The sequence below is a fragment of the uncultured Jannaschia sp. genome (assembly GCF_947494055.1).
GTDB lineage: Bacteria > Pseudomonadota > Alphaproteobacteria > Rhodobacterales > Rhodobacteraceae > Jannaschia.
Genome location: NZ_CANLTR010000015.1, coordinates 50,526 through 72,626 on the forward strand (window position 1 = coordinate 50,526; position 22,101 = coordinate 72,626).

General features: G+C 68.8%; 21 protein-coding genes. 8 read left to right on the forward strand and 13 right to left on the reverse strand.

From position 1 onward, the window contains the following. Window positions 1-66: 66 nt before the first annotated feature. Both Q1A87_RS13525 and Q1A87_RS13530 read right to left on the reverse strand, forming a co-directional pair. Window positions 67-738 (reverse strand): YjbF family lipoprotein, encoded by a 672-nt coding sequence (locus Q1A87_RS13525; RefSeq protein ID WP_299652207.1) that lies wholly within the window; start codon window positions 736-738, stop codon window positions 67-69. Beyond that, entirely contained in the window at window positions 735-2,885 is a 2,151-nt protein-coding gene (locus Q1A87_RS13530; RefSeq protein WP_299652209.1) for a YjbH domain-containing protein, read from the reverse strand. The genes Q1A87_RS13525 and Q1A87_RS13530 overlap by 4 nt, the downstream gene beginning before the upstream one ends. Window positions 2,886-3,015: 130 nt before the next feature. On the opposite strand from Q1A87_RS13530, the gene Q1A87_RS13535 reads away from it, so the two are divergent. Both Q1A87_RS13535 and Q1A87_RS13540 read left to right on the forward strand, forming a co-directional pair. Further along, complete coding sequence (locus Q1A87_RS13535; protein ID WP_299652211.1) at window positions 3,016-3,822, forward strand: NAD-dependent epimerase/dehydratase family protein; 807 nt, start codon at window positions 3,016-3,018, stop codon at window positions 3,820-3,822. Then, a complete protein-coding gene (locus tag Q1A87_RS13540) occupies window positions 3,801-4,460 on the forward strand; it encodes a sugar transferase (RefSeq protein WP_363323000.1) in 660 nt (219 codons plus the stop codon). Before Q1A87_RS13535 ends, Q1A87_RS13540 begins: the two co-directional genes overlap by 22 nt. A 4-nt stretch (window positions 4,461-4,464) precedes the next feature. On the opposite strand, the gene Q1A87_RS13545 is transcribed toward Q1A87_RS13540, so the two are convergent. From Q1A87_RS13545 to Q1A87_RS13575, 7 genes are all read right to left on the reverse strand, one after another. Continuing rightward, window positions 4,465-5,697 (reverse strand): class I SAM-dependent RNA methyltransferase, encoded by a 1,233-nt coding sequence (locus Q1A87_RS13545; protein WP_299652213.1) that lies wholly within the window; start codon window positions 5,695-5,697, stop codon window positions 4,465-4,467. Between the two features lie 214 nt (window positions 5,698-5,911). Continuing rightward, window positions 5,912-7,768: an ABC transporter ATP-binding protein gene (locus Q1A87_RS13550; RefSeq protein WP_299652215.1), complete on the reverse strand. Its 1,857-nt coding sequence runs from the start codon at window positions 7,766-7,768 to the stop codon at window positions 5,912-5,914. Next, window positions 7,765-8,703, reverse strand: coding sequence for a GIY-YIG nuclease family protein (locus tag Q1A87_RS13555; protein WP_299652217.1), 939 nt, complete (start codon window positions 8,701-8,703; stop codon window positions 7,765-7,767). Before Q1A87_RS13555 ends, Q1A87_RS13550 begins: the two co-directional genes overlap by 4 nt. Beyond that, on the reverse strand, window positions 8,700-10,550 hold the full coding sequence (locus Q1A87_RS13560; RefSeq protein ID WP_299652218.1) for an ABC transporter ATP-binding protein: 1,851 nt from the start codon (window positions 10,548-10,550) through the stop codon (window positions 8,700-8,702). The genes Q1A87_RS13555 and Q1A87_RS13560 overlap by 4 nt, the downstream gene beginning before the upstream one ends. Window positions 10,551-10,634: 84 nt before the next feature. Further along, window positions 10,635-11,792: a CCA tRNA nucleotidyltransferase gene (locus Q1A87_RS13565; protein WP_299652219.1), complete on the reverse strand. Its 1,158-nt coding sequence runs from the start codon at window positions 11,790-11,792 to the stop codon at window positions 10,635-10,637. Then, window positions 11,768-12,373, reverse strand: coding sequence for a CoA pyrophosphatase (locus Q1A87_RS13570; RefSeq protein ID WP_299652220.1), 606 nt, complete (start codon window positions 12,371-12,373; stop codon window positions 11,768-11,770). The genes Q1A87_RS13565 and Q1A87_RS13570 overlap by 25 nt, the downstream gene beginning before the upstream one ends. Further along, entirely contained in the window at window positions 12,363-13,361 is a 999-nt protein-coding gene (locus Q1A87_RS13575; RefSeq protein ID WP_299652221.1) for an Hsp33 family molecular chaperone HslO, read from the reverse strand. Before Q1A87_RS13575 ends, Q1A87_RS13570 begins: the two co-directional genes overlap by 11 nt. Before the next feature lie 93 nt (window positions 13,362-13,454). Here Q1A87_RS13575 and Q1A87_RS13580 point away from each other — a divergent pair, with 93 nt between their 5' ends. Beyond that, on the forward strand, window positions 13,455-13,937 hold the full coding sequence (locus Q1A87_RS13580; RefSeq protein WP_299652222.1) for an NUDIX hydrolase: 483 nt from the start codon (window positions 13,455-13,457) through the stop codon (window positions 13,935-13,937). Here the strand turns inward: Q1A87_RS13580 and Q1A87_RS13585 are convergent. Beyond that, window positions 13,901-15,169, reverse strand: a complete 1,269-nt coding sequence (locus Q1A87_RS13585) for a fused response regulator/phosphatase (RefSeq protein WP_299652223.1) — start codon at window positions 15,167-15,169, stop codon at window positions 13,901-13,903. The genes Q1A87_RS13580 and Q1A87_RS13585 overlap by 37 nt on opposite strands. 145 nt (window positions 15,170-15,314) lie before the next feature. Here Q1A87_RS13585 and Q1A87_RS13590 point away from each other — a divergent pair, with 145 nt between their 5' ends. Continuing rightward, complete coding sequence (locus Q1A87_RS13590; protein WP_299652225.1) at window positions 15,315-15,623, forward strand: hypothetical protein; 309 nt, start codon at window positions 15,315-15,317, stop codon at window positions 15,621-15,623. A gap of 4 nt (window positions 15,624-15,627) precedes the next feature. On the opposite strand, the gene ilvA is transcribed toward Q1A87_RS13590, so the two are convergent. Beyond that, window positions 15,628-16,860, reverse strand: a complete 1,233-nt coding sequence (gene ilvA / locus Q1A87_RS13595) for a threonine ammonia-lyase IlvA (protein WP_299652227.1) — start codon at window positions 16,858-16,860, stop codon at window positions 15,628-15,630. Beyond that, complete coding sequence (locus tag Q1A87_RS13600; protein WP_299652229.1) at window positions 16,853-17,650, reverse strand: hypothetical protein; 798 nt, start codon at window positions 17,648-17,650, stop codon at window positions 16,853-16,855. The genes ilvA and Q1A87_RS13600 overlap by 8 nt, the downstream gene beginning before the upstream one ends. 120 nt (window positions 17,651-17,770) lie before the next feature. Here Q1A87_RS13600 and Q1A87_RS13605 point away from each other — a divergent pair, with 120 nt between their 5' ends. Next, window positions 17,771-18,988, forward strand: coding sequence for an argininosuccinate synthase (locus tag Q1A87_RS13605; protein WP_299652231.1), 1,218 nt, complete (start codon window positions 17,771-17,773; stop codon window positions 18,986-18,988). A 52-nt stretch (window positions 18,989-19,040) separates the two neighbouring features. Here the strand turns inward: Q1A87_RS13605 and Q1A87_RS13610 are convergent, their stop codons facing one another. Beyond that, entirely contained in the window at window positions 19,041-19,835 is a 795-nt protein-coding gene (locus Q1A87_RS13610; protein WP_299652233.1) for a VPLPA-CTERM sorting domain-containing protein, read from the reverse strand. Between the two features lie 240 nt (window positions 19,836-20,075). Here Q1A87_RS13610 and Q1A87_RS13615 point away from each other — a divergent pair, with 240 nt between their 5' ends. The 3 genes from Q1A87_RS13615 (at window position 20,076) to Q1A87_RS24195 (ending at window position 22,076) form a co-directional block, all read left to right on the forward strand. Further along, entirely contained in the window at window positions 20,076-21,080 is a 1,005-nt protein-coding gene (locus Q1A87_RS13615) for an AbrB family transcriptional regulator (protein WP_299652235.1), read from the forward strand. 87 nt (window positions 21,081-21,167) lie between these two features. Further along, window positions 21,168-21,791: a peptide-methionine (S)-S-oxide reductase MsrA gene (gene msrA / locus Q1A87_RS13620; RefSeq protein ID WP_299652237.1), complete on the forward strand. Its 624-nt coding sequence runs from the start codon at window positions 21,168-21,170 to the stop codon at window positions 21,789-21,791. 96 nt (window positions 21,792-21,887) lie between these two features. Next, complete coding sequence (locus Q1A87_RS24195) at window positions 21,888-22,076, forward strand: DUF6538 domain-containing protein (RefSeq protein ID WP_363323001.1); 189 nt, start codon at window positions 21,888-21,890, stop codon at window positions 22,074-22,076. Window positions 22,077-22,101: the final 25 nt, after the last annotated feature.

Here is a 22,101-nt window from a genome sequence, read left to right on the forward strand (position 1 = left end):
ACGGGCTTCGATCGCGCGAAAACGGAACCGAAAGAACCGCCCATGCGTCACCTTGGCTCCAATTGGTCAGTCGTTCAGTCTGACGAACTCGAAATCGCCCAGTTCGGGCGTGATTCTCTCGACGCTCCGCCTAATCGTTCCACTCGCTTCGACCCAGTAGCGGTTGGTGAACCGCCCACCGGGTCCGTCGCAACTCTCGGTATACGTACGGGTGTCGTAGCTGCGCCCGTAGATCGTCAGCGTCTCGGTCCCGACCAGCCGCACGTTGCAGAGGAACCTATGTGCCTCGATCACGCCCGCGCCATCGATGATGCGGTTCACCCGCACCACACCGTCCGCCCCTCCGGTCGCGAGCGCACGGATCAGGCCGGTCACATCCGTCGTCATACGGTCGAAGCCGAAGCCGCGGGTACCGGCGACGATCCCATCGCGCCGCAGGATCGACTGCCCCGCCGTGTTGCGCCATTCGATTACGCCTAGGTTTGCACTGTTGGCGAGGAGCGTGAAGCCGACATCTTCCTGCTGCTGGATCACGAGCAGGATCGACACGGGGGCCGAGGCGATCAGTTCCGGGGTCAGCTGCGCGCGCGCATCCACCGAGGGCGTGTCCGGTCGAACGAGGTCCACCACGGCGGCCGTCGCCAGTCGTAGCGGGGATTGCCGGATGTCGTTGCCGCATCCCGTCAGCGCGAGGGCGAATGCCGCGGCGAGGCCCGCATGGCGCCAGAACCTTGTCATCGCCAGAACCGCCCCCAGTCGTCGGATAGATCCGGCGCGGATTGATCCCGCACCAGAGGATAGAGCCGGTTGCGCAGGTTCAGCCGCGCGCCGCCATCCCGCAAAAGCGGCTGAATCGTGAACCCGGCCCCAGTTTGTGTTTGCTGCCCGGTCATCCAGGCGAGCGGAATACGCAAGCTGATCCCCTTGTCGAAGCTGCCTTCGCCGAATTCCTCCGAGGAGACGTTCGTCTTGGTCGCGTAGGCCCCTATGCGCCAGCCATTGGCGAACTCTCGTGCCAGTGCGTAGGTCGCCCCCTCGTCGCCGGCGAGGTAGCGGCCCACGGCGAGCTGGCTCAGGAAGCCGTTGCCGTGATCGTAGTAGCCGGTCACGAAGGCCGTGGTCGCGTCGAGGTCGCGGAACCCGAAGGCCATGTCGAACTCCCGCTGCCGCACGCGGTTGACCTCCGCTCCGATGGCGAGGGGCGAGCCGTCGCGCTTCCACAGCACCTCCGCGGAGACGCCGCCGAACTGGGTCTCGAGCAGACCCGCGGACAGGCGCCCGTGGAAGTCCGGGGCCGGACGGAAGATGTAGTTCGCCGTCAGGTAGGGAATGAACGGCCCGTCCTCCTTGGCGAAGAGGTAGGTATTGGTTCGCACACGCGGCAGGACGGAATTGGAGCGGCGGTCGTATTCGTCGCGGTTGCCCGCGATCTTCTGCCTTACGGCGCCGTCGAGGACGATGCCCGGCGCCGGCTGGTAGCGACCCGACAATTGCGCGCCCACGTCGATGCGGAACGGGTTGTCCGGGTCGAAGGTCGTGGTCGCCGTGTAGGGACCGAGCGCCCAGCGGAACCGCGGATAGGCCTCCGGCTCCGTCACCAGCCCCTCGTTCGGCAGGGCGACCGCGTCCACCCGGCGGGACGCAGCGAGGATCTGCGCGGCGCCGTCCGGCGCGTTCTCGAACCGCTCCACGTCACTGCGTTGCAGGATGACGGCGGACCCCGCGGTGCCGACTGCATTCAGCGGCACCAGGATCAGCGTCTCGACCGAGGGCGGCAACGCCGCGGTCGCGGCGCGCGCGGCGCGGCCGATGGCCTGCGACTCGGTCGTGTAGCGGCGATTGCGGAACCGGATCTCTGCCTGCGTCGCATCGAGCCGTGTGGCCACGAGCTCCAGATCGGCCTCCGCCAGCGCGGCGTCGAGCGCGGTCCGCACCGCCGCCGGGCCCGCCGGGTTCGCCACCCAACCCCGCGACCAGACCTCCGGATTCTCGCGAAAATCCGGGCGCAGCGTGACGGGACGCGGTGTCTCCTCCAGCCCGCTGCCCAACGGCGCGCGCCTGGGGTTGGCCGCGAACTGAAATGTCAGGCCGACCGCCGTCCCCTGGATCGCCTGCAGCCCCAGCCGGATGCCGGGCCGGATCGCGTAATCGACACCGAAGTTCAGCGGCGTCTCGGGGTCGATGATGTCGCGCCCCCGCGCCTGCTCCACCCTGTATTCGTCGGGCGAGTATTCGACCTTGAACGTCAGGCGGTCGGTCACGTCGTATTGCACGCCCGCGAACAGGGCGGCGTCGCCCCGGAACAACCGGTCGAGGGAGAAGTCGCCGCCCTGACCGAAGTCGAAGCCCGGGCGGTCATCGAAGCGGTCGTCCAGCACGCCCAGCGGATTGCCGAAACTGCCCCGCCCGCCGAGACGGCCCCAGCCGATCCCGCCGGAGACCGTCAGGTCGCCGAAGGACTTGGTGGCGACAAGATACTCCGCGCCGTAAATCCCCGTGCCGCCGAAATCCTGCAGACCTACCGTCACCGCGGGCCGCCACCCCGCCTCCTCCAGAAGCTGAACGCGGACGTCGAAGCTGCGGTCGTAGGTACGGGTGAACTCCCCGTTTCCGCGCGGCAGGAAGTCCGGCACCGAGGCGTAACGGAACACGCCCTCGACGCGGGGCAGGATCTGGAAGGCGAGCTGGCCCCGCCCGATGTCGTTGGACAGAAGCGTCAGGCTCGTCGTGAGCTCCGCGTCGGGCTGCATCTGCGCCGAGGGCGTCTCGATCAGGCCCGGCACGCCGTAGGTGTTGATCGAGCGCACGCCCGCGATCTGCGCCTGCGCCACGCCGCCCGCGACGAACGTGACGGCGAAGAGAGCGGCTCGGGTCCAGCGCGGCATGGGCGTCCTCGGATCAGGTTACGCGCTTAATGGCGTCTCGCCGCGACGGCGGGAAGCGCGGCGGGCGCGATCGGCGCGATCGTGCACCGGAGTGTCTTGAATCTGCAACTGCGGCTTGTATGGCCTCCCCATGCCTGCCGTCGCCCCCGATCCGTCCCGCCTCGCCGTCTCCGGAGCCGGGGGTCGCGTCGGCCGCCTTCTTCGTGCCGTCTGGGGGGCGGGGCCGGCGTGGCACGTGCGGTCGGACGGGCCACTCGCCCCGACGATCGCGGGGCGCGATACGCTCATCTGCCTCGCCGGTGTCACATCGGGCGACGCGGCGGCGCTCGCCGGGAACACGGCCGCCGCGCTCGACGCCCTGGAGGCGGCACGGACGGCCGGCGTGGCGCGCGTCCTCCTGATGTCGTCCTCGGCGATCTACGGACGGGCGCACGGCCCACTGACCGAGGACCGGCCGGCCACGCCCGCCAATGCCTACGGCGCGGCCAAGCACGACATGGAGCGGGCGGCGGCGGCCTGGCGGTCGGCCAATCCGGACGGGCCCGAGGTCATCTGCCTGCGTCTCGGCAACGTCGCGGGGGCGGACGCGCTGCTCGGACGGCTCGGCGCCGCGCCGCCCCGGCTCGACATCTTCCCCGACGGGCGCGGCCCGCGGCGGAACTATATCGGGCCGGTCACGCTCGCCCGGACGCTGGCGGCGCTCTCCGCACATCCCGGCCCCCTGCCCTGCGTCCTGAACCTCGGCGCCCCGGGGCTCGTCGACATGGCGGACCTGCTCCGCGCGGCGGGGCGGGACTGGGAAGCCGTTCCCGCCCCGGAGACGGCGCTGCCGGAGGTGGCGCTCGACACGACGCGGCTCGCGGAGATCGTGCCGCTAGCCCCGGCGACGGCGACGCCCGCGACCCTGATCGCGGAATGGCGGGAGGCGACGGCGTGACCTTCGGCAAGCGGCTCTTCGACATCCTGTTCTCGATCTACCTGATGGTCTTCCTCGCGCCGGTCTTCGCCGTGGTGGCGTGGAAGGTCTGGCGGCAGGGGGACGGGCCCATCTTCTACGGATCCGAGCGGATGAGGTCGGCGACCGAGGCCTTCACGCTCTGGAAGTTCCGCACCATGGCCCCCGACCCCTCGGACCGCGGCGTGACGGGCGGTCACAAGGCCAACCGCATCACGCCCCTCGGACGCACCCTGCGACGCCTCCGGCTCGACGAACTGCCGCAGCTGTGGAACATCCTGCGCGGCGACGTCAGCTTCGTCGGGCCGCGCCCGCCGCTCCGGCGCTACGTCGAGATGTTCCCCGACCTCTATGCCGAGGTGCTGCACTCGCGCCCGGGCGTCACCGGGCTGGCGAGCCTCGTCTTCGCCCCGCACGAAGCGCGGATCCTCGAGGCCTGCGACACGGCGGAGGAGACGGAGCTCGCGTATATCCGCATCTGCATCCCCCGGAAGGCGGCGCTCGACCTGCTCTACCAGCGCCACCGCAGCTTCTGGCTCGACGTGCGGCTGATTTCCTGGACGACGGCGAAATTCTTCCCCCGCGCCATCCGGCCCCGACGGAAGGGCAGCTGGGTCTGATTAATCAACTCGCTTGATCAATTCGCGCGAACCGGGTGACGAGCTCGACATGCGGCGACCAGCGGAACTGGTCCACCACCGCGACCGGACCCATGCGCCAGCCCGCCGCGACCAGCGTGGCGGCATCGCGGGCGAAGGTGCCGGGATGACAGCTCACGAAGGCGATGGTGCGCAGGTCGGCCCGGGCGAGCTCCGCCACCTGCGCCGCCGCGCCCGCGCGGGGCGGGTCGATGATCGCGGTATCGTAGGCGGCCAGTTCCTCCGCCGTCAGCGGGTCGCGGAACAGGTCGCGGCGCCGCGCGGAGACGGGCTTCAGCCCGCTTGCGTGTCGAGCCGCGTCCGAGAGCGCCGCGACGAGATCCGCCTCGCCCTCGAAGGCATCGACGGACGCGGTCTCGGCGGCGGGAAAGGTGAAGGTGCCGCAGCCGGCGAAGAGGTCCGCCACGCGCGCCGCGCCCTGCACCGTCCCGAGCACATGCGCGACCAGCGCCGCCTCCCCCTCGGCCGTGGCCTGCAGGAAGGCGCCCGGCGGCGGGACGACGCGGGCGCGGCCCATGACCTGCGCGGGCGGCATCTGCTGAAGCGCGAGCTCGCCGTTCCAGGTAGTCCGCGCGAAGCCCTGACCCAGCGGCGCCAATGCCAGCATCGCGTCCCGGTCGAAGGGTTTGGCCCCGTCGATGGCGAGGTCGAGCCCGTCCGGCCCTTCGGTCACGTGCAGCGTGACCTCCGCCCCCCGTGCCGCGGCGATGCGGGTGATCCGCTCGAGCGCGGGCAGCGCGGCGAGGATACGGGGGTGCAGGAGCTTGCAGTCCGGGATCGCCACGATCTCGTGCCCGGCGGGGACGTGGAAACCGACCTCCGCGCCCTTCTTCGTCTTGCGCCCCGCCAGCGCGGCCCGACGGCGGGCGTTCGGCGGCGATGTCGCGACGCCCGCGATCTCCGCATCGATCCCCGCGCGGGCAAGGTTGTCACGCACGAGCGCGGCCTTCCAGTCGGCGACGAAGCCGTCGGACGCGTGCTGCAACGCGCAACCGCCGCAGCGCCGGAAATGCCGGCAGGGCGGGGCGACGCGGTCGGGCGAGGGCGTCACGATCTTCGGCGCGGGGATGCGGTCCCCCGTCCGCGCCCCGGTCACGGTCTCGCCGGGCAATGTGCGTGGGGCGAAGACCGGGCCGGCTTCGGTCGTGGCGATGCCGTCGCCCTGATGGCCGAGGCGGGTGATGGTGAGGTCGGTCATGCGGCTTCAGTATCTGTCCGGTGGTCGAACGGGAAACGGTCCCGGCATCCGATGATAGTCTTCGTCGCCTGATCCGGTCCGGGCACCACGTCGGAGGATCGCGCCCGGCGCGAGGTGGGTGCATCGCATCCGTCCGGGGGCGGGTCGGGTATGATCCGGAGCCGCGCCCCGGCGGAACACGTTCGTGACGTCGACAAGTCTCCCCAGACGCCCCTCACTCCGCCGCGACGTCGCTCTCCGCGTCGTCGGTGCCGATGAACCCGCCGGATTGCCGCTCCCAGTAGCGCGCGTAGGTGCCCTGCATCGTCAGAAGTTCGGAATGGGTGCCCTGCTCGACGATGCGGCCGTCCTCCATCACCACGATCCGGTCCATCCGGGCGATGGTCGAGAGGCGGTGGGCGATCGCGATGACGGTCTTGCCCTCCATCACCCGCTCGAGCGCCGACTGGATCGCGGCCTCGACCTCGGAATCGAGCGCGCTCGTCGCCTCGTCGAGCACGAGGACGGGCGCGTCCTTCAGGATGGCGCGGGCCAGCGCGATGCGCTGCCGCTGGCCGCCCGAGAGCTTGACGCCACGCTCGCCCAGGAAGGCCTCGTAGCCGCGGTTCCCCTTGTGGTCGCGCAGCCCGAGGATGAAGTCGTGCGCCTCCGCCCTGCGGGCCGCGTCCTCGACTTCCGCCTGCGTGGCGTCGGGGCGGCCGTAGAGGATGTTGTCGCGGGCGGAGCGGTTGAACATCGCCGTCTCCTGCGTGACCATCCCGATCTGGCGCCGCAGGCTGTCCTGGCTGATGTCGCGGATGTCGTGCCCGTCGAGCGTGATGCGCCCGCCTTCGGGATCGTAGAGCCGCAGGATCAGCGCCACGAGCGTGGACTTGCCCGCCCCCGACGCGCCGACCACGCCCAGCTTCTCGCCCCGCTCCAGCGTCAACGTCAGGTTCCGGATGCCGCCTTCCTTCCGCCCGTAGGTGAAGGTCACGTCCTCCAGCGCGACGCGCCCTTCGGCCCGGTCCACCTCCACCGCGTCGTCGGCATCGGTCAGCGTCCAGCGCGGGGTGAGGGTGAGCATCCCGTCCTCGATCTCGCCCACATTGGCGTACATCTCCATCAGCGAGAAGCTGACCCAGCCGGTCATCTGGGCGATGCGGATGGCGATGGCGCCGGCCGCGGCGATCGCGCCCGGCGTGGCGGCGCCGGCCTGCCAGAGCAGGATCGTGCCGCCGATCAGCATCACCGGCAGCAGGCCGGCCACCGCCATCAGCGCGAAGCGGAACGTGGCGGAGACGTAGCCGAAGTCGATCGCCCGGTCGCGGAAGGTCGACATCGCCTCGAGCGCGTTGCGGTCCTCGTGCTCGCCGTGACCGAAGAGCTTGACGGTCTTGATGTTGGTGATCGTGTCCACGACCTGCCCCGTCACCATCGCCCGCGCCGCGGCGCGGGCCTTCGAGCGCACGCGGATCTGCGGCATGAAGGCCCGGATCAGGAAGGCGTAGCCCGCCATCCACAGCGTCAGCGCGAGCGCCACGCGCCAGTCGATGGCGACGAGGAGCACCGCCGAGCCGATCAGCGAGGAGGCCGCGAAGGCCACGACGTTGATCGTCTCGGACGTGACCGAGGTCATGGCGCGCGCGGTCTGCATCTGCTTCGTGGCGATGCGGCCGGCGAAATCGTTGTCGAAGAACGTGACCGCCTGCCCCATCGTCCAGCGGTGCAGGCGGGACTGGACCAGCGGGTAGACGGAGGGCTGGACCGAGATGCCGTTGAACGAGGCCGAGACGCCGAAGATCAGCGGCCGCAGGATCAGGTAGAAGGCGACGAAGGTTCCGAGCAGAAGCGCGTTCTGCGTGAAGTAGCCCTCGCTGCCGCCGACGACGCTGTCGATCACGGCGCCGAGCAGGAACGCGGTGATGACCTCGGTGATGCCCGAGGCCGCGCTCGCCGCGAAGGCCACGCCGAGGACGGGCCACGCCCCCGAAAGCGTCCAGCGCATGAACGCGCCGAGCGTGTCGGGCGGCGGGCCATCGGCGCGCGCGAAGGGCGCGATTAACTGCGACAGATAGCGAAACGCGCTCATTCCGCCGCCTCCTGTTTCTCCGCCTGCGCCTGCTGCCAGTCGTGATAAGTCTGAGCCGATCCTTTGACCTTCCATTCAAGGCGACCATTGCTGTGTCGGTCTAAGACAACCGCAGCAGATGCCGAAGGGCTTGTTGAAGACCAAGGTCGAGCGAATACCAGCCTCTTGCCGCGTGAATCATCCGGATAAATCAGAGTACCGTTGGCTATGAGCCTTTCCTTCGTAGCTTTTGCCGCCGGATCTTGGCTGTAACCGGTATCCATCAATGCCTCTGACCCCTCGAGTACGACGAACTCCCCGTCCTCCTCGACCGCGGTCGCCTGAACCCCGCTCTTGTGCCGGATCTCGAACTGCACTTCACCGCTCGTCCGCTCCTCGACCGGCTCCGCGACCTTCGCGACCGCCTTCGGCTGCGGCTTGAGCATGTCGAGCCCGATCACCGGCAGGATGATCCGCAGGTTCGCGAGGAACTGCTCCATGTTGGCCACGTCGGCCTCGGGCAGGCGGCGGCGCTGGCTGTCGGGCTGCGTGGCGTTGTCGAGCGTCACGCGGCCGGCCTCTGCGGTGAGCCGGATCAGTTGCGCCTCGAGGTATTCGGCATGGCCCTTCGACAGGTCGTCGTCGCTCGTCGTGACCGCGATGGCGGTTTCCCAGAAGTCGCGCTTCACGGCACTCTGCCTGATCCGTTCGGACACGGAATTGCCTGACCCGATATAGGCGCGGGTGCCGCCGGGTGCCTCGGGGTCGGGACCGGAGAGGATGTAGACGCCCGTCCGGTCGACCTCGTCGCGCGCGGTCAGGGTGCCGAAGGCCGAGGCGCCGCTGACGAAGAGCAGGCCGGTCCATCCGTGGATCGTCGCCTTGCGCAGGCCGCTCGGCTTTCCGTCCACGAGGAAGAGCTGGATCGTGCGGCCGAAGGTGTCGCCAATGCTCATTCCGCCGCCTCCTGCGCACGGGTGTCGATGAAGCCGCCCGACTGCCGCGCCCAGAACTTGGCGTAGAGGCCGCCCTGCCCGAGCAGCGCCTCGTGCGTGCCCTCCTCGACGATGCGGCCGTCGTCGACGACCACGATCCGGTCCATCGCGGCGATGGTGGAGAGGCGGTGCGCGATGGCGATGACCGTCTTGCCCTCCATCATCCCGTAGAGCGTGTCCTGAATCGCCGCCTCGATCTCGCTGTCGAGCGCGCTTGTCGCCTCGTCGAGCACCAGCACCGGCGCGTCCTTCAGGATCACACGGGCCAGCGCCACGCGCTGCCGCTGGCCACCGGACAACTTGACGCCCCGCTCGCCCACCTGCGCGTCGTAGCCGGAATTGCCCTCCGGATCGGCAAGGTCGAGGATGAAGTCATGCGCCTGCGCCTTCTTCGCGGCGGCGTAGACCTCCGTGTCGGTGGCGTCGATCCGGCCGTAGCGGATGTTCTCCATCACCGAGCGGTGCAGGAGCGAGCTGTCCTGCTGCACCATGCCGATCGCGTGCCGCAGGCTCTGCTGCGTCACCTGCGTTACATCCTGCCCGTCGAGCGTGATGCGGCCCCGCTCCGGGTCGTAGAACCGCAGGAGCAGCTTCACCAGCGTGGACTTGCCCGCGCCCGAGCGGCCGACCACGCCAACCTTCTCGCCCGCGCGGACATGCAGCGTCAGGTCGGTGATCCCGCCCTTGGCCCCGCCGTAATGGTGCGTCACGTCGTCGAAGGCGATCTTGCCCTGCGTCAGGCGCAGCGGCACGGCATCCGGCGCGTCGGTCAGGCAGATCGGCTGGGCGATGGTCTCGAGCCCCTCGGCCACGATGCCGAGGGAGCGGAAGAACGTCGACAGCGCCCACATGATCCAGCCGGTCATCGCGTTCAGACGCAGCACCAGCGCCGTCGCCGCCGCGACCACGCCGACCGTCGTCTGCCCCTGCATCCACAGGAGCACCGCCCAGCCGACCACGCCCACGATCAGCAGCCCGTTCAGGACAACGAGCGCCACGTCCATGATCGTGAAGAGCCGCATCTCGGTGGCGAAGGTGCTCCGCGTCGTCTCGATCGCCTCGCGCGCGTAGGTCAGCTCCTGCCCCTCATGCGCGAAGAGCTTGACCGAGTGGACGTTGGTATAGGCATCGACCACGCGTCCCGTCGTCATCGACCGCGCGTCCGAGGAAGCCTTGGAGGCCGGCCCGATCCGCCGCATCGTCCAGCGCACGAGCCCCCCGTAGAGCACGATCCAGACCAGCATCGGGATCAGCAACCGGGCATCGGCGTCGAACAGCAGGACCGCCGCGCCGACCAGATAGGCGACGGCGAACGTGATCGCGTCGAAGACCTGGAAGATGGCGTCGCCCGCGGCCGTGGGCGTCTGCATGATCCGGTTGGCGACGCGGCCGGCGAAGTCGTTCTCGAACCAGCCGACGGACTGGCCCAGCACCTGGTTGTGCGCGCGCCAGCGGAACATCGCGCCCATCTGTGGCAGGATGGCGTTGTTCAAGAGCATCACGTCGAGCGTCTGGATCGCCGGACGGATCACCAGGATGAACACGGCCACGAGGATTAGCTCGAGCCCGTGGTCGCGGGCGAGTTCGGCCGGCGTCGTGTCCGACAGGATGTCGACGATCCGTCCCATATAGGCGATCAGCCCGATCTCCACCGCGGCGACCGCAACGGAGATCAGGGCGGTGACGGCGAAGAGGCGGTGGAACGGCTGCGTCCATGATTTCAGGAACGGCCAGAGCCGGGCGGGCGGGGTCTCGTCCCCCTGATGCGGTGCATAGGGGTCGACGCGGGATTCGAAGAAGCGGAACATCGGGGGCCTTTCGGGCTTGCCCCGCATATAACGCCCCCGCCCGGAATTGCCATCCGGAGGCCGGCGCAAGGCCGGGCCTGCGCGTCAGTCCCGCGCGGCGCGCAGGGCCGTGTCCCGTAAGGCCGCGCGCGACACCTCGCCCGCCCGCGCCCGCCAGAGCGCGCGGGCCTGCGCCAATCCGTCGCCCAGCGCCCGGCCGGAGAGTTCCGGCATCAGGTCGGCGGCAGAGAGCGGGAAGGTCGCGTCGGCCCCGGCCTCGGCCGCCGCCATCTCGGCGGGGTCGAGGGGTCGGGCCACCAGCGCCGCGCGGATGGCGAGCGCGTCGCGGGCACGGACCGCCCCCAGCGCGTCGCCGAGCGCGAAGGCGGACGCCTCCCCCCGCGCGGCCTCCAACAGGGCGACGACGGTGCGGGCCTCCGCGTTCGACAACCGCAGGCGGGCCGTATCTCCGCCCAGCGCCGCAAGCCGCACGGTCCATTCCGAAGGCCGCGGCTCCAGATGGACGAGCACCGGCAGCGCCGCCGGCTCCGACCCCGGCAGGACGCGCCAGAGAAGCCCCGCCTGCGCCATCGCGGCGACGGACGGGGCGGGGTCGGCGGCGGCGAGGAGACGGCGCATCTCGTGGCCGATCCGCTCGGCGCTGAGCCGGTCGAGCCCGTCGCCCGCCGCCGCGCAGGCAGCGAGCCCGTCGGCGTCGATCCCGTGATCCGGATCGCCGTACCACGCGGTGAACCGGAAGAAGCGCAGGATGCGGAGGTAATCCTCCGCAATGCGCGCGGAGGGATCGCCGATGAAGCGCAGCCGTCGGGCATGCAGGTCGGGCAGGCCGCCCAGAGGGTCGATCACCGTCCCGTCCGCCTCGGCGTAGAGCGCGTTCATCGTGAAGTCGCGCCGCGCCGCGTCCTCGGTCACGTCGTCCGAAAAGGCGACCGTGGCGTGCCGCCCGTCGGTGGCGACGTCGCGGCGGAAGGTCGTGACCTCGTGCGGGATGCCGTCCGCGACGACGGTGATCGTGCCGTGGTCGATGCCGGTGGGGACGGCCTTCAGCCCGGCCGCCTCGGCCAGCGCCATCACCCGCTCGGGCCGGGCATCCGTGGCGAGGTCGACATCCGCGACCGGCGCGCCGAGAGCGGCGTTGCGCACGCAGCCGCCCACGGCCAGAGCTCGGTGGCCGGCCCCGGTCAGCATCGCGAACACCACCTGCGTGGGCGCCGCGTTCAGCCAGTCGCCGTCGATGTGCATTCCGTCCGCTCCGCCAGTCCCCTGAGCATCCGGGCCGTAGCGCCCCAGATGTAATAGGGCCCGTAGGGCACCGCGTAGTAGCGCCGCCACGTCCCGCGCCATTGCCGCCGCTCGATCGTGTAGTTCGCCGGGTCGAGCACATGGGCGAGCGGCACGGTGAAGACCTCGTCCACCTCGCCCGGCTCCGGCACCCAGTCGAAGGCGGGGACCGTCGCCACGACGGGGGTGACGGTGAAGCCGGTCACCGTCTCGTGCGAGGGTAGCCGGCCCAGGACGCGCGCCGTGCCGCCCGGCAAGCCGACCTCCTCGCCCGCTTCGCGCAGGGCCGCCATCTCGGGCGTTTCCCCCGCCTCGAGCTTGCCGCCGGGAAAGGCGACCTGGCCGGGATGGTGACGCAGCTTCGAGCTGCGCTTGGTCAGAAGCACGCGCGTCCCGTTCGGCCCGTCCATCAGCGGCACGAGAACTGCCGCATCGCGCAAGATACGGCGGCCCGGCAGGACGACATCCGGGTTCAGGTCGAAATCGGACGAGTCGCTGCCGCCCGGGCGCGCCAGAGCGGCGGCAATGGCCTCAATCCGCATCCTTCGTGGCCTCGAATCCCAGCGTCGCGGGGTCGAACTCGTAATGGGCGCCGCAGAACTGGCAATCCGCCGTCACCTGCCCGTCCTCGGTCGTCATGTGACCGATGTCCTTCTGGGAATAGATCGACAGCGACTGGCGCACCTTGTCGGCCGAGCAGGTGCAGCCGAAGCGCACCGGCTGCGGGTCGAAGACGCGCGGTCCCTCCTCGTGGAACAGGCGCAGGAGCAGGTCCGTCGGCGCGACCGTCGGCCCGATCAACTCCAGCTCTTCCGTCGTGTCGAGGAGGATATTGGCGCGGTTCCAGTTCTCCTCGGCATCGTCGTCGAGGATGTCGGAGGCGGTGAGCAGCCCGCCCTCGCCCGACCCGCCGCCTGTCGCGAAGGGCGAAGCCTTCGGCATGTGCTGCAGCATCACGCCGCCCGCACGCCAACCCTCTGGCGCGCCGGGGACCTGCGAGCGGCCGTAGGCCAGCGCGAACCGGGTCGGAATCTGCTCGGACTGCGCGAAATACGTCTCCGCGCAGGCGGCGAGGCTGCCGCCCGCGAGGGGCGTGATCCCCTGATAGGGCGTCATTCCGCGCCCCTGGTCGATCAGGATCGCGAAGTAGCCCTGGCCCACGAGGTCGAACGGCCGGACCTCCGGCCCGAGCTCGTCCTGCCGATCGCGGTCGAAGCTGGCCCAGGCGCGGATGCGCGCCGGCTGGCCGTCCTCGGTCGGGCCGTAATAATCGGTCGCCAGAAGCCGTGCCGGCCCGTCGCCGCGGACCTGTAGCGACAGCTTCCAGCGGAGCTTGATCGTCTGCCCGATCAGCGCGGTCAGCAGCGACATCTCGGCCACAAGCGCCTCGATGGCCGGCGGGTAGTCGTGCTGAGACAGCACCTCGGCCAAGGCGTTGTCGAGACGTGCCACCCGGCCGCGAATGTCGCTCGCGTCGAGCTGAAAGGGCAATACGGTGTCGTCCCAGAGGCGGGGGAGGGTCTCGTTCATGGCGGGTGTCCTTCGCATCGCCCCGCTTCAAACTCGTGGGCGGGGCTGGCATCACGCCGCAGATATAGGGTTCGGCAGCCGAGGATAAACCCCATGATACCCCGCTACGGAACGCCACCGCGGCGCGGCACGGTCTATCGGGCCCGGCCCGGCGCCTATGCCCTCCTGATCCGCGACGATCGTATCCTGCTGACGGTGCAGGAAACCCGCGAGGGGGAAGAGGTCCAGCTTCCCGGCGGCGGCATCGACCCCGGCGAGTCGGCCCGGCCGGCGCTCCTGCGCGAGATCCTGGAGGAGACGGGATACAGCGCGACCATCCTGCGACGGCTGACCGCCTGGCGGGAATTCACCTGGATGCCGGATTACGAGCGCCACGCCGAGAAGCTCTGCCACGTCTATCTCGCGCGGCCCGGCCTCCGGCTCGGCCCGGCCCGCGAGACCGGACACCACGCGCTGTGGCTTCCGGTTGCGGCAGCGCGCGAGAGGATCGCGCAGGAAGGCGGGCGCCGGGCGCTGGCACGGTGGCTCGACCGACCCCGTCAGGCTACGGCGCCAGCTGCCTTCGGACGATGGTAGCGGAACATCAGCATCGAGATGTCGTCCTCGAACTGCTTGATCCCGGTATGGTCGCGCAATGCGGCCTCGATCCGGTCCACCGCAGCCTCCGGCGCGACATCGATACCGGCCAGAAGCTGCATCAACCCCTCCTCCTCGAGCATGCCGCCCCAACTATCGGTACAATCCGTCAATCCGTCGGAATAGGCCAGCAGCGCGTCCCCGGGGGCAAGCCGCGCCGTGACGCGGTCGAAGCTCACGTCCGGCAGGAGCCCCACGGGGGGGCCACCCTCCCCCAGCCGATCCACGCGACCGTCGGCGCGACGGACGAGAGGGTGGGGATGCCCGGCCTGACAGAACTCGACCTCGCCCGTCTCCGTGTCGACATAGGCGAGGACGGCGGTAAAATAGATCTCCGAGGCCAGCTCGTTGAGCATGACGTCGTTGAGCCGGCGCATCACCTCGTCGGGGCTGTGCGCGCTTCCATCGCTGGCGAAGGCGATGTTGCCGCGCCGGGACGTGTAGGTGAAGAGGCCTGCGAGCCGCCCCGTGAGGAGGGCGGAGGCGATGCCGTGGCCGGAGACGTCGATCGAATAGAGCGCGATGCAGGTGGCGGAAATCGGGAAGTAGCCGACGAGATCGCCACCGATCTGGCCCGATGTCACGAGGCGGAGCGACAATTCCGACCCGCAGAACCGGTGCGTCGGCTTCGGCAGAAACGCTCTCTGCAGCTTGCGCGCCTCGGCCAGATCCCGGTTGACCGCATCGTGCATGGCCGTGAGTTCGTCGAGCGCGGAGCGAACCTCGTGGTTCCGAAGCAGGAGCTTCTCCTGCATCTCGAGCAGGCGTCGTCCGGTATTGATCCGCGCACGAAGCTCGGCGATGTCGATCGGTCGGGTCACGAAATCGTCCGCCCCGGCCTCGAGGCCGGACGTCTTCTTGGCGCGATCGGTCTCCGAGGTCATCAGGATGAGATAGGTATAGGTCTGCTCTGCCAGGTCGCGAAGCGTCCGGCAGAGTTCCGGCCCATCCATCTCCGGCATCTGCCAGTCGGACAGGACGAGCTGGATCGGCGGGTCTTCCGTCATGCACAGGAAGAGGCCTTCGGCCGCGTTCGACGCGGTCAGGACCTCAATATCCATGGCCTCGAGCAGCGAGACGAGAAGCTTGCGCTGCGAGGCGGAATCGTCGACGACGAGCGCCCGCAGGCGTTCGCTGACCCGCGGCAGCACTGATTGATCATTCTTGGTCATCGGCGTCATGTCCCGTGGTGCCAACATCCTGACCGCCCGAAGTTAAAGACCGATGAAACGCCGCTTTGTCCACGGAAGGGCAACGGCAATGAAGATCGCCCAAGTCTTAATGTTCTGTTTACGATCTGCGGCCTAGGTCCCGGTCATGATCGATCAGGACCGCATCGTGGAGCTCGAGAGCGAGGTCGGGGCAGAGGATCTCGTCTCGATCCTTGCCACGTATTTCGAAGAGGCGGCGGCGATGATCCGCCGCATCGAGAGTGGGCTTCAGCCCGACGAGCTTCCACCGGCACTCCACTTCCTGCGCAGCGGGGCTCTCAATCTCGGGCTGGTCGGGTTCGCGGAAATGACCGGCCGGATGCGCGAGATCGGTCAGGCCGCGGACGGAGCGACCCTGACCGAGATGCTGGAGAGAACCAGGGTCGCGCTCGCCTCGCAGAGTCCGGTCGCCTGATCTCTCAGATCACCAGTTCGCCCAGAACCGGATCGTCGGTCAGGTCGCGCCAGGCAAACCCCATTCCGTCCATTCGCCTCTCGAGCCCTTCGAACGCCCCGGGATCGGCGCTCTCGATCCCGATCAGGACGCTGCCGAAGTTCCGGGCGGATTTCTTGAGATATTCGAACCGCGCGATGTCGTCGGAGGGTCCGAGGACGTCGAGAAACTCGCGCAGCGCACCGGGACGTTGCGGCATCCGGAGCACGTAGTACTTCTTCAGCCCGGAATGACGCAGCGCTCGTTCCTTGACGTCCGGCAGACGCTCGAAGTCGAAGTTCCCCCCCGAGGTCACGCAGACGACCCGGCGGCCCGCAATTTCCGGCCCGAGATCGCGCAGCGCGTCGATCGAAAGGGCGCCGGCCGGTTCGAGGACGATGCCCTCGGTGTTGAGCATCTCCTGAATGGTGACGCAGATCCGGTTCTCGGGCACGCGCAGGACGTGCTGCGGCGGCACCTGGCGCAGGATTTCGAAGGTCCGGTCGCCGATCCGTGCCACCGCGGCACCATCCACGAAGCTGTCGAGCGTCTCGAGCGTCACCGGCCGGCCGGCCGCCAGCGCCGCCGAGAGCGAGGCGCCGCCCGCCGGCTCGACATAGCGGATCTCGGGAACGACGCCCTTGGCACGGAAATAGCCCAGCATCCCGGCCGACAGGCCGCCGCCCCCCACCGGCAGGACGACGAGGTCCGGTGGCACCGGCATCTGCGTCAGCATCTCGACCGCGACGGAGGCCTGTCCCTCGATCACGTCGGCATCGTCGAAGGGCGACAGGAACTGCGCCCCGGTCTCGGCGCAGAAATCCTGCGCGGCGCGGAGCGTGGCATCGAAGAAATCCCCGGTCAGACGGATCTCCACCCGTTCGCCCCCGAAGATTCGCGTCTTGGCGATCTTCTGTCCCGGCGTCGTCACCGGCATGAAGATCACGCCATCGACGCCCAGGTGCCGGCACATCCAAGCAACGCCCTGCGCGTGGTTGCCGGCGCTGGCGCAGGCGACCCGGGAACCATCCATCTTGCGCATCGCGTTGAACGCGCCGCGCAGCTTGTAGGAGCGGACGGGCGACAGGTCCTCGCGCTTGAGCCAGATGTCGGCGCCGAACCGGTCCGACAGCCAGTCGTTGTGCGACAGCGGCGTCTCCGGAAAGACGTCGCGCATCGCCGCCGTCGCGGCTTCGGCGGCCTGCGCGAAATCAGTCAAGCGGGCGCCGTTCGACGAAATGGCCGTAGAGGACCGACAGGATGCTGACGCCCAGAAGCAGCAGCATCCAGCCCACGACGAGGTTGTAGGTCACCGAGATCGGTCCCGGCGTCGCCAGCGTACCGTCCGTCGCGACCGGTGGGCCGCTGATCGACGCGTCGATCAGCGCCGGGACCTGCAGGAGCAGGGAGACGGCGAAGGTGAGCAACGCCAGCAGGACGACGGTCGCGGACTGGCCCTTCGTCGCGGTCCACGCCTCTCCGACCGTGATCGGCTTGCCGATCGCACCGGCCGGCAAGATCAGACCGAGCCGGTAGAAGATGATGACCGCGACGATGAAGACGGCCGGCGATGCCAGAACCGGCACGATCGGCGCGAGCGCGACCAGGATCGCGACGGAGACCGCTGCCACGATCAGGCCGATCAGGATCGAACGGCCGAGATAGCCTAGCATCTGCCCCCCGTGGACCGGCGGCACGACGCCTTCGGCGCTCTCCTGCAACAGGACCCGACGGTGCCACGCCACCGCGATCCAGATCGAGATGGCGGCTTGCAACAGCACGACGGCGAGGCTCGCGGCAAGGAACCCGTCGGGCAGGATCGGCGCCGCGTCGCCCTCGCCCATGGCGGTCAGTTCCAGCTCGGTCAGGCTGTGCTGCCCGTAGGCGGAAATGAACCAGACCGACGCTACGACGAGGATCGCGTAGGGCAACGCCGTGACCCGCAGCGCGGCCCCGATGTCGTCGAGGATCACGCGGACCGCACGCATGAAGATCTTCCAGCTCAGCATCTCGCCCTCCGCAGGTTCCGGCTCTCCTACGCGCCCGCGCGCCACCCGGTCAACGCGGGCGCGCGGCTTGCGAGGCGGGGGGCGATGGCCTAGGGCACCGGCGACATATCGGAGAGACAGATGGACGCGCCCAAGAAAGTGGTGCTCGCCTATTCCGGCGGGCTGGACACCTCGATCATCCTGAAGTGGCTTCAGACCGAGTACCGATGCGAGGTCGTGACCTTCACCGCCGATCTGGGCCAGGGCGAGGAGTTGGAGCCGGCGCGCAAGAAGGCCGAGATGATGGGCGCGACCTCTATCCACATCGAGGATCTGCGCGAGGAGTTCGTTCGCGACTTCGTGTTCCCGATGTTCCGCGCCAACGCGCTCTACGAGGGGCTCTACCTGCTGGGCACCTCGATCGCCCGGCCGCTCATCTCCAAGCGTCTCGTCGAGATCGCCGCCGAGGAGGGCGCCGACGCCGTGGCCCATGGCGCGACCGGCAAGGGTAACGATCAGGTGCGCTTCGAGCTCGCCGCCTACGCGCTCAACCCCGACATCAGGGTGATCGCGCCCTGGCGGCTCTGGGACCTGTCGTCGCGCACGAAACTTCTGGACTTCGCCGAGAAGAACCAGATTCCCATCGCCAAGGACAAGCGCGGCGAGGCGCCGTTCAGCGTGGACGCGAACCTGTTGCATACCTCGTCCGAGGGGAAGGTGCTCGAGGACCCCGCCGAGGAAGCGCCGGACTACGTGCTGCAGCGGATCACCCGCCCCGAGGATGCACCCGATACGCCCGAACATGTCGAGATCACCTTCGAGCGCGGCGATGCCGTGGCCATCGACGGCGAGGCGATGTCGCCCGCCACGATCCTGACGAAGCTCAACGAGCTGGGCGGCCGCCACGGCGTCGGCATCCTCGACCTCGTGGAGAACCGCTTCGTCGGCATGAAGTCCCGGGGCATCTACGAGACGCCGGGCGGCACGATACTTCTGGAGGCGCATCGCGGGATCGAGCAGATCACCCTCGACAGCGGGTCCGGCCACCTGAAGGACTCGCTGATGCCGCGCTATGCGGAGCTCATCTACAACGGGTTCTGGTTCTCGCCCGAGCGCGAGATGCTGCAGGCGGCGATCGACAAGTCGCAGGGGCACGTCTCCGGCACGGTCCGCGTCAAGCTCTACAAGGGGTCCGCGCGTACCGTCGCCCGCTGGTCCGACCATTCGCTCTACTCGGAGGCGCACGTGACCTTCGAGGAGGATGCCGGCGCCTACGATCAGCGCGACGCGAAGGGCTTCATCCACCTGAACGCGCTGCGCCTGAAGCTGGTGGCGAACCGTAACCGGCGGACGGGCTGAACGCAGACGGGGCGCCCGAAGGCGCCCCGTTCATCGCTCCGATCCGTGCGGATCAGGCGCGCTTCTTCAGCTTGCGGGCCACGCCGAGCGATCCCAGCGCGGCACCCATCAGGAAGATGCCGGCGGGAAGCGGCACCGGGGCCGGTGCCGGACCGACGTTGTAGTCCGAGTCCGTCGCGACGAAGGCAGCGGTCGCAATGGGCAGCAGGGCATTGTAGACCGGCTCGTCGAGCAGCGTGTTGATATCCACGTCCCCGCCCGGGAAGCCGAGATTCCCCTCGACGGCGTAGTTGGTGAAAAGTCCGTGCAGGACGGTCTCGCGGGTGTCGAGCGAATAGATGGCATCGTCCAGATCCGAGCCTGCCGCGATGTCGAAGGACATCTGGTAGTCGATGATTCCATCCGCGGCCGAAAGGCCCTCGAAGGTCTGCAGGATCGCCCCGTAGAACGGAACGCCCTCGGTCAGTTCGGTGAATCCGTCGCCGTCGGAGACGTCATCGGCCACGTTCGGATCGAACCCGTTGGCCGGAACCGGCGGGACGCTGTCCTGGACAGAGAAGTCGCCGTCCATCGGATCGGTGTCCGGGAAGCCGTGGATGTGCATCGGGTGCATGCCGTCCACGAGGCGGTTCAGACCTTCCGTCTGCCCCTGTGCCTGCACGTCCACGCTGAGCGTGCCGCCGCCGGCATCGGCCTTCTCGAACTGCAGGAATGCGGTTCCCGTGACACCGCTATCGTTCAACGGCATCAGATCGGCGCGGTAATAGCTCAGATGCGCCGCGGACGCCGCCCCGGCGGTCGCCATGAGCGCGGCGGCCGTGGCCGTTGCAAATTTTCCGTAAGTCATGGAACTCGGTCTCCCAGTCAAAAATAGACGCGCGCCAGCCGTCGTCGGCAGACACGCTGTTTCCGGTTCCACTAATGGTTAACGTAGCACCCCGGAACGGGTTCCCGTCAAGACGCGTCGTCTGCAAAACGACCGGATCGCATGGACACGCCCGCCCGCCCCTGACACATCGGGCGAGATCCGACGGAGTGTCCCGCATCGATGGCGTCTTGGCCCGCAAGCCGAACATCACTGGCCCGCATGGCAACCACGTTCGCCGTCTGCGTCTTCGGGGTGGTCGTGTTCCGTCTCCTGTCGCTGCCCCTGCCGTTCCTTCTCGGGCCGCTTTTCGCATCGCTGGCCGCCGCGCTCCTCGGCGTCAGACTCGCGGCCTGGGCACCGCTCACCGACACGATGCGCACGATCCTGGGCGTCGCGGTCGGCGCATCGTTCACGCCGGCGCTGGTCGGACAGCTTCCCTCGATGGCCCTGTCACTGACGCTCGCGCCCCTCTTCCTGCTGGCGGCGGGGTTCGCGGGCTATCCCTACCTGCGCCGCGTCTGCGGCTTCGATCGGGCGACCGCCTTCTACGCCGCGATGCCGGGCGGGCTGCAGGACATGCTCCTCTTCGGGGAGGAGGCGGGGGGCGACGCCCGCGCCCTGTCGCTCCTGCATGCGACGCGTGTCCTCCTGATCGTGTCGATCGTGCCGACGATCCTGACCTTGGCCTACGCGGTGGACCTGACGCAGGTGCCCGGCCAGCCCGCACGCGATTTCTCCGCAGCAGAGCTCGCGGTCATGGCCGCGGCGGGCCTCGTCGGCTGGCGCGTGGCCAAACGGGTCGGCCTCTTCGGCGCCTCGATCCTCGGTCCGATGATCCTGACCGCCGCGCTGTCGCTTTCGGGCTTCATTCACCAACGCCCGCCGGCAGAGGCGATCCAGGCGGCGCAGTTCTTCATCGGCATAGTCGTGGGCGTAAAATACTCCGGTATAACCCTGCGCGAAGTGCGCCGCTTCCTCGTGGCAGGACTCGGCCACGGCGTCCTGCTGACGATCATCGCCGCCATCTTCGCGGAGGCCGTCGTGCTCCTCGGCCTCGCACCGCAGCTTGATGCCATCCTCGCCTTCTCCCCCGGCGGTCAGGCCGAGATGGCGCTAATGGCGATCGTTGCTGGGGCGGACGTAGCCTATGTGGTCATGCACCACGTCACCCGCATCGTGATCGTCATCACCTGCGCGCCGCTGATCTTCCGCTGGCTTCGCTGAGGGCCGCCGCGCTCACGCGGGCGCGATGAAACGTCATTGGCGCGCATCGCGTTGAAGGGACGAACTTCATCGACCGCAGGAGACACCATGACCCCCGTCCGCATTCTCGCCACCGCCGCCTTCGCCCTCCTTCCCGCCACCGCGCCACTGGCGGAAACCGCCACCGTCGCCGGGGGCTGCTTCTGGTGCGTCGAGGCGGATTTCGAATCCGTCGCGGGCGTGGGCGACGTGATCTCGGGCTTCACCGGCGGCACGACGTCCGATCCCGAATATGGCGGGTCCGGCGACCATATCGAAGCCGTACAGATCCCCTTCGACGAGTCGGTGATCGGATACCGCGAGATCCTCGACCTGTTCCTTCGCTCCGTCGATCCGCTCGACGACGGCGGGCAGTTCTGCGACCGCGGCCGCGAATACACGACCGCGATCTTCGTCGACGGCCCGGAGCAGCGCGCGGCCGCGGAGGCCGCGATCGCCGACGCGGAGGCCGAGCTCGGCCAGGAGATCGTCACGCCGATTCTCGAGGCGGGCGAGTTCTATCCGGTGGGCGACTACCATCAGGACTACTACAAATCCGACGACCGTCTGGCCTTCTCCTCCGTCGGACTCGCCGTGCCGAAGAAGGTCGCCTACAAGCGCTACCGCGAGGGTTGTGGCCGGGATGCGCGGGTCGAGCAGGTCTGGGGCGCGGACGCGCCGTTCACGCACTGAGCCCTCAGCGCTGCGTCAAGCTTGTAGCAAAAAGCCCTTGGTTTGAAGGTGCTCAGGCTTAGGAAGCCCGCTGTAAGGTGACACAGAGGGTGACACATGCGCCATTTTACGACCATTGGCACGGCGATCCACGTAAATTCGAAGTACCTGCAGAAGCGTAGCAACGTCTGGTTCTTTCGACGCCGTGTTCCGGTGGACGTGAAGGCACTGTACCCCCGCAAGAAAGGGTTCATCGACGTTGTTGCGCAATTGCGCTTGAGGTGTGCGGTCCCCTTTCCCCGTTGAGGTCAGACGACGGCTTCAATCTCGG